Raw genomic sequence first — 8050 nt, 5'->3', positions numbered from 1 at the left:
AATGCCAGATACTATTAGCACGGCAGTCAGACTGCGAATGATAAGATCCGTAGTCAAAAGGGAAACAGCCCAGACCACCAGCTAAGGTCCCCAAGTGTAGATTAAGTGGTAAAGGATGTGGGATTTCTAAGACAACTAGGATGTTGGCTCAGAAGCAGCCATACATTAAAAGAGTGCGTAATAGCTCACTAGTCAAGAGATCCTGCGCCGAAAATGTCCGGGGCTAAAATCTAACACCGAAGCTGTGGACTCGTACTATGTACGAGTGGTAGAGGAGCATCCTGTATGGGCAGAAGTCGTACCGAAAGGAGCGGTGGACTGTACAGGAGAGAGTATGCTGGCATAAGTAGCGAGAACTAAGTGAGAATCTTAGTGGTCGAAAATCTAAGGTTTCCTGAGGAAGGTTCGTCCGCTCAGGGTAAGTCGGGACCTAAGCCGAGGCCGAAAGGCGTAGGCGATGTACAATCGGTTGATATTCCGATACCACCAAACAACGTTATCAGAAATGGGATGACGCAGAAGGATAGGATGTGCACACTATTGGATGTGTGTCTAAGCACTGAGGATGAATACATAGGCAAATCCGTGTATTCTTAAGTCTAGGGTGTTACGGGGAAGCAAATTTATTTGCGAAGTATCTGATTTCATGCTGCCAAGAAAAGTCTCTATCGAGGAGTTTGGTGCCCGTACCGCAAACCGACACAGGTAGATGAGGAGAGAATCCTAAGACCATCGGAAGAATTGCTGTTAAGGAACTCGGCAAATTGACCCCGTAACTTCGGGATAAGGGGTGCCTACGAGAGTAGGCCGCAGAGAATAGGCCCAAGCAACTGTTTATCAAAAACACAGGTTTCTGCTAAAGCGAAAGCTGATGTATAGGAGCTGACGCCTGCCCGGTGCTGGAAGGTTAAGGGGAATGCTTAGCGCAAGCGAAGGCATGAACTTAAGCCCCAGTAAACGGCGGCCGTAACTATAACGGTCCTAAGGTAGCGAAATTCCTTGTCGGGTAAGTTCCGACCCGCACGAATGGCGTAATGATTTGGGCACTGTCTCAACAGCAAATCCGGCGAAATTGTAGTGCAAGTGAAGATGCTTGCTACCCGCGATTGGACGGAAAGACCCCGTAGAGCTTTACTGTAGTTTAGCATTGAGTTTCGATATTGTCTGTACAGGATAGGTGGGAGGCTAGGAAATAGTTTCGTCAGGGACTATGGAGCCATCCTTGGGATACCACCCTGACAGTATTGAGATTCTAACCGGAGGCCATGAAGCTGGCCACGGGACATAGCTAGATGGGCAGTTTGACTGGGGCGGTCGCCTCCGAAAGAGTAACGGAGGCGCCCAAAGGTTCCCTCAGCGCGGTTGGAAATCGCGCGAAGAGTGCAAAGGCAGAAGGGAGCCTGACTGCGACACAAACAAGTGGAGCAGGGACGAAAGTCGGGCTTAGTGATCCGGTGACACCTCGTGGGAGGGTCATCGCTCAACGGATAAAAGCTACCTCGGGGATAACAGGCTGATCTCCCCCAAGAGTCCACATCGACGGGGAGGTTTGGCACCTCGATGTCGGCTCGTCGCATCCTGGGGCTGAAGTAGGTCCCAAGGGTTGGGCTGTTCGCCCATTAAAGCGGCACGCGAGCTGGGTTCAGAACGTCGTGAGACAGTTCGGTCCCTATCCGTCGCGGGCGTAGGAAATTTGAGAGGAGCTGTCCTTAGTACGAGAGGACCGGGATGGACTGACCTCTGGTGTATCAGTTGTCGCGCCAGCGGCACGGCTGAGTAGCTATGTCGGGAAGGGATAAACGCTGAAAGCATCTAAGCGTGAAGCCCCCCTCAAGATAAGATTTCCCATAACATAAGTTAGTAAGACCCCTGAAAGAACATCAGGTTGATAGGTTAGAGGTGTAAGGATGGTAACATTTTTAGCTGACTAATACTAATAGGTCGAGGGCTTGACCAATATAAATTACTATGCAATTTTGAAAGTACAAAATACTTTCAAAAAAATTGACTGATGAAGTCAATCATAAAAACATATCCGGTGATAATTGCTTGGTTGTAACACCCGTTCCCATTCCGAACACGAAGGTTAAGAGCCAACGCGCCGATGGTAGTGCAGGGGCAGCTCTGTGTGAGAGTAGGTCGTTGCCGGGTATTTTTATCTATGGCGCTATAGCCAAGTGGTAAGGCAGAGGTCTGCAAAACCTTTACCCCCAGTTCAAATCTGGGTGGCGCCTCCAAGTTTATAAGAGTAGTCTGACTTCTGATTTTTCAGTTTGTTGGACTACTTTTTTTATATTTATTTTTAAAAATTTAGACGGAGATGGATAAATGTTAAGAAAGAAAGTTTTTAGTTTGATTTTAGTAGTAGGGGTTGCTGCTACTTTTAATTTTGTGCCTACAAATTTTGTACATGCCATATCAGTTCAAAAAGAGTACATAAATTATAATAGAAGTCATGAAAAATTACAGCCTATAGGAATTATAATACATGACACGGATGATCCAGGTGGAACTGCGCAGAATAATAGAGATTATTTTAATTCATCCTATGTTGCTTCTTCGGCACATTATTTCGTTGATTGGAATAAAGCTATTCAAGCAGTTCCAGAAAATGAAGTAGCATGGCATGCTGGACCTACTGCGAACCACAAATATTTAAGTGTTGAAATGTGCGTTCCTTACGGAAATAATCAAGACAAATTTAATAAGGTTTATCAAAATACAATACAGCTAGTAGCATCTATATGTAAAAGGTATGGATGGAATTCTAGTAATATCTATAGTCATGATTGGGTTTCAAAAATGTTTCATGAAACAAACCATACAGATCCAATAGGATATTTACATGATTACGGTAAGTCATGGGATCAATTAGTTGGGGATATTCAAAAAGCTATTAATGGTCAAGCACCAAATGATAATATACCCGGTAACCAAGGACAAGCTGGCGATGCTTCTATAGGAGAATTACAAACAGCATTAAATAATGGTGGATACGGTCATATATCCATTAATAATATTGCAGATGCAACTACTATAGCTGCATGTCCACTTTTAACGGTAAATTCTAAGGGAGATATTGTAAAGTGGTTACAGAAGAAATTGGGAATAAGTGCTGATGGTATTTTTGGAAATGCTACTAAGCAGGCAGTGGCAAATTTTCAAAAAGCAAATGGCTTAGATAATGATGGCGTGGTTGGTAAGATGACTTGGTCAAAGTTACTAAGCAGTAACGTATCTAATAATGGCAATACTAGTAATACAACTAATAATCAGCCAGTCCAAGTTAGTAGTGGCTCAATAGCTGAATTGAAATTGGCATTAAATAATGGAGGCTATGGGCATTTAACTGTAAATAATACTGTAGATACAGCTACATTACAAGCATGTCCTTTGCTAAAAGTAAATTCCCAAGGTGACCTTGTAAAATGGCTACAGAAGAAATTAGGCATAGGAGCTGATGGAATATTCGGAAATGGAACTAAACGAGCAGTAGCTGATTTTCAAAAGTCAAATGGTTTAGATAATGATGGAGTTGTCGGAAAGATGACATGGAGAAAGTTACTAGGATTGTAATAATGTTTTTGTGAATTTAGAATCTAAAGTTTTATCTTTGCTAAAAAATAGTGATATAATTATTCCTATAGATAAACCAGTTCAGCTACCAAAATCAATTTGTACTAAAATGCTTAGAAGATAGCATTTTAGTACAAATTAATTTTGAAGTTTCACATGGTTTATCTCTATATAGTGAAGGAAGGTGATTGATTGCATAACATAAAAAAGCTTGTGATTGTGTTTTTGACGAGTATATTAGTACTAAATATATGCTTACATAATAAAGTGAATGCTGCTACAATTAATGATGGAAGCCAAACAGTTGTTACATATTCAAAAATGTTTCTAGGGCTCCCATATGTAAATGGAGGTGTAACACCAAACGGATTTGATTGTTCTGGATTTGTTCAGTATGTGTATGCACATTTCGGAATTAAATTACCAAGAACTACATCAGAACAAGTTAAAGTAGGTGTAAAAGTAAACCAAAGTGATTTAAAACCTGGAGATATCGTTTTTTTTGGTACAGCTAATAATGTATATCATGATGGCATATATATAGGCGGAGGGCGTTTTATACATTCTCCTAAGACTGGCGATGTAGTGAGAATAGAGTATTTAAAATATATGCAATTTTATGCAGCTATTAGAGTTACTAATTAGTAGAAGTATAATATGAAAAATTGCAGGGGGATATAAGGCACCTTAAAGAAATACAAGCCCAACTTTTGGCTATTTTTTTAGATGTTTTACCTTCTGCAATTTTATTTACTTTGAGATAATGTCTGTATGTGATAAAATGTATTTAAATTTATTATTCGATTAATAGGGAGAAAATTTATGATTATATCTGAATATTTAAAAAATGATATTTTAATTACAGATGGTGCAATGGGAACATACTATTCAAAAATAACTGGCAATAATGAATCATTTTGTGAATTTGAAAATTTAAATAAAGTTGATATCGTGAAAAGGATACATAAAGAGTATATTGAGGCTGGCGCAAAATTGCTACGAACAAATACATTTTCAGCAAACACAATAACACTTCAAGTTTCTAGAGATAAGGTAAAGGAAATTATAAAAAAGGGTTATAATATAGCCAAAGAAGCTGCTGAAGATAAGGATGTATTTGTAGCAGCAGATATTGGACCTATAAACTTATCTGGCACCGATAAAACACTTGAGGATGTATTTGATGAGTACAAATTTATAATTGATGTGTTTATGAGTGAGGGAGCTGATATATTTATATTTGAGACTTTAAGTAATTTAAATTGCTTAAAGGAAATCTCGGAATATATAAAGAAAAAAAATAGTTCTGCATTCATACTTACACAATTTGCAGTTATGCAGGATGGATATACTAGAGACGGTATAAGTATAAGCAATATTGTAAGTAAAATAAAGGATATTAAAGACATAGATGCCTTTGGATTTAATTGTGGCTCAGGACCGACTCATTTATATAATTTATTAAAACAGTTTGATTTGTATGCCAATAATATTATATCTGTACTTCCAAATGCAGGATATCCTGAAATTATAAATGAGAGAATGGTTTATGTAGATAATCCTGATTATTTTTCGGATAGAATGTTATTGTTGAAAAATCTTGGACCTCGAATATTAGGCGGTTGCTGCGGAACTACACCAGAACATATAAGAAGGTTAAGTTATAAAATTAAATCAAATAATACAAATATAGTCTCTAATGATTTCGATAAAAAATTAAAGATTAAAAAACCTAAAAAAGTTATTAATAAGTTTATAGACAAGCTTTATGCCGGTGAATTCCCAATTGTTGTAGAATTAGATCCACCTACAAACACAACTATAGACAAGCTCATGCACTGTGCTGAAGTTTGCAGAGATAATAATATTGATTTAGTTACAGTTGCAGATTCACCTATGTCAAAAGTTAGGGTTGATTCTGTTGTAATTGCTTCAAAAATTAAAAGAGAAATAGGTATAGATGTAATGCCTCATATATGTTGTAGGGATAAAAATGTAAATGCTATAAGATCAAGTTTACTTGCTGCTAATATTGAGGATATTAGAAATGTACTTGCTGTAACTGGCGATCCTGTAACAGGTATTGAAGGAGTAAAAGCTAAAAGTGTGTTTAATTTAAATTCTTTTAGGCTTATAGAACTTATATCAGAAATGAACGGAGAAGTATTTAAAGATGATGAAATAAGCATAGGTGGTGCACTTAATTTAAATGTAACCAATAAGAATTCGGAAGTATTAAGAATGAATAAAAAGGTACAGAATGGTGCAAGCTTTTTTCTTACGCAACCTATTTTTGAAGATGAGACTATAGAGTTTTTAGCACAGTTTAAGAGAGAAAAAAATATTAAAATTTTAGGCGGTATTATGCCACTTGTAAGCTATAGAAACGCTCAGTTTATAAATAACGAATTATCAGGAGTTAATATACCAGAAAAATATGCTAATAGGTTTAATGCTGATATGAGTAGGGAAGAGGCCGAGAGAGTTGGAATAGATATAGCGATAGATATAATAAAAAGGATAAAAAACCACGTAGATGGGCTGTATTTTGTTACACCATTTAATAGAATTGAAATGATCATAAGTATTATAAAAGCTATTTCTAAATAAGGTATTGGAGAGATTTTGAATGAAGAAATATATAATAATTATTTTTACGTTATTTTCATTATGTTTTGGATTTAATGCAAAAGCGCAAATTTTTAAAGATGGACAAGTTGTTGCTAAAGATAAGGCTTGGACAATAAGCTTTAATGAGCCAGTTGAAATAAATAGTAATACAGCAGGAAGTATAACTGTATGTGATCCAGATGGAAATGATGCAAATATAAGTCTACAAGAAGGACAAGATGGTGAGAGCATAATTGTAAATCCTCCGAGTAATGGATATGTTCCTGGTACAGTATATTATTTAACCGTTGATGAAAACATGAAAGCGAAGGATAACAAGCTGTTAAGTAATTCTGTTACAATGACATTTTCAATTCAGAATGATAGTTCTAGTTCAGCCATTGGATTTAAAGATAAAAATTTAGAAAGTGCTGTAAGAAATGCGATTGGAAAGCAATCTGGAGATTTAACTAAAAGTGATTTAGAGCAGGTTACTACACTTGCAGCAGTAGATGATAATATAACTGATCTTAGTGGAATTGAAAATTTAACAAATTTAAATAGCATTTTTTTGGGTGGTAATTCAATTAGTAATTTAGAGCCACTTGAAAAGCTAACTAAATTACAAACTTTAAATTTAGTTGGTTGCCAAATTAGCGATATAAGTCCACTTAGAAATCTAAGTAATTTGCAGTTTTTATTTTTAAGTGATAATAGTATTGAAGATATAAGTAGTCTTGAAGGTTTAAATAATTTGCAGTATTTATCCTTGGATGGAAATAATATTGAAGATGTAAGTTCACTTTTAAAATTGCCTAATCTTACGGATCTGGAAATTGCAAATAATCAAATTAAGGATGTTTCGCCATTAATAAAATTGGATTCTCAATTGAAGAGAAAAGATTTTCAAGTAGATTCAGGGACAGTAGTTTGGGACGTTAACTAAAATTAATATGATTATATCTTGTATTGTTAATATATGAGTTACACAATTAAACAAATGAATAACTATATATTATTGTGATTTTATTTTAATTTGGAGGGAATTTAATGGTAAAATCAAAGGGATGGGAATGGGAAAATGCAAACCAGACACCTTGGCTTAAGCCAACAGATAATGTTTATTATCTTGCTAACAAATGGTCAGAGCTGGGCTTTAAAAGGATTTTAGATTTGGGCTCTGGTTTGGGACGACATTCAATATTTTTTGCACAACATGGTTTTGATGTATCTGCTATTGATATATCAGATTATGGGGTAAGTTATTTGGAAAAGTGGGCTGAAAAAGAAAAATTAGATATTGATATTAAAATTGGAGATATGATTTCATTACCGTATGAGGACAATTATTTTGATTGTGTATTTGCTTATCATTCCATTTCTCATGCAGATACAGAAGGAATGAAGAAGGTTGTAGGTGAAATAGAACGAGTTTTAAAGCAAGGTGGAGAACTATATACGTCAATGGGGTCTAAAGAATCTTGGATGTTTACTAAGTCTGGGTTCCCTAAAATAGATGAAAATACGATATTAAACAAAGAAGATGGTCCAGAAAATAACGTTCCACATTTTTATGCTAATCGTGAAGATATCTTAACAATATTTAATAATTTTGATATAGAGGAAATACGACATATAGATTATTGTTACATAAATCATAAAAAAGTGGATTCTAAGCATTACTATATAAGTGCACGCAAAAAGGGCACTTCCGAACAAGATAATTTTATACATAAATCTTAAATATTGCGAACCTTTATTCAGAGTACAACTGACAGAGTACAGAGTACAGTTAAGGATGATTTTCTTCCGCTTTGCTACAGAAAATCTTAAAACTTAGTTTTTCATTGCTTACGCAATTGAG

5 protein-coding genes, 1 tRNA gene and 2 rRNA genes (1 of these 8 only partly in view) are annotated in these 8050 nt (G+C 36.0%); all 8 read left to right on the top strand.

Translation table 11 applies throughout. The annotated features are described in order from the left end of the window. Positions 1 to 1957, top strand: a 23S ribosomal RNA gene (locus tag CUEA01_RS23005); it begins 950 nt to the left of the window's first position. 77 nt (positions 1958 to 2034) lie between these two features. Next, positions 2035 to 2151: ribosomal RNA gene (gene rrf / locus CUEA01_RS23000) — 5S ribosomal RNA — on the top strand. Between the two features lie 12 nt (positions 2152 to 2163). Next, positions 2164 to 2237, top strand: a tRNA-Cys gene (locus tag CUEA01_RS22995). 91 nt (positions 2238 to 2328) lie between these two features. Further along, positions 2329 to 3576 (top strand): peptidoglycan recognition protein family protein, encoded by a 1248-nt coding sequence (locus tag CUEA01_RS22990; RefSeq protein WP_234124602.1) that lies wholly within the window; start codon positions 2329 to 2331, stop codon positions 3574 to 3576. A gap of 192 nt (positions 3577 to 3768) precedes the next feature. Further along, a complete protein-coding gene (locus tag CUEA01_RS22985; protein WP_234124601.1) occupies positions 3769 to 4221 on the top strand; it encodes a C40 family peptidase in 453 nt (150 codons plus the stop codon). Between the two features lie 180 nt (positions 4222 to 4401). After that, entirely contained in the window at positions 4402 to 6186 is a 1785-nt protein-coding gene (locus tag CUEA01_RS22980) for a bifunctional homocysteine S-methyltransferase/methylenetetrahydrofolate reductase (protein WP_234124783.1), read from the top strand. Between the two features lie 19 nt (positions 6187 to 6205). Continuing rightward, a complete protein-coding gene (locus tag CUEA01_RS22975) occupies positions 6206 to 7132 on the top strand; it encodes a leucine-rich repeat domain-containing protein (RefSeq protein ID WP_234124600.1) in 927 nt (308 codons plus the stop codon). Between the two features lie 104 nt (positions 7133 to 7236). Next, a complete protein-coding gene (locus tag CUEA01_RS22970) occupies positions 7237 to 7929 on the top strand; it encodes a class I SAM-dependent methyltransferase (RefSeq protein WP_234124599.1) in 693 nt (230 codons plus the stop codon). Positions 7930 to 8050 lie beyond the last annotated feature (121 nt).

The organism is Clostridium hydrogenum, assembly GCF_021432385.1.
In the GTDB taxonomy this organism is placed as follows: domain Bacteria; phylum Bacillota; class Clostridia; order Clostridiales; family Clostridiaceae; genus Clostridium_S; species Clostridium_S hydrogenum.
This window is presented reverse-complemented; position numbering and strand designations above follow the sequence as displayed.

What these genes read in the sequence shown, in the direction of transcription:
- CUEA01_RS22990 (WP_234124602.1), top strand. Translation starts at nt 2,329, where the DNA reads ATGTTAAGAAAGAAAGTTTTTAGTTTGATTTTAGTAGTAGGGGTTGCT.
- CUEA01_RS22970 (WP_234124599.1), top strand. Translation starts at nt 7,237, where the DNA reads ATGGTAAAATCAAAGGGATGGGAATGGGAAAATGCAAACCAGACACCT.
- CUEA01_RS22975 (WP_234124600.1), top strand. Translation starts at nt 6,206, where the DNA reads ATGAAGAAATATATAATAATTATTTTTACGTTATTTTCATTATGTTTT.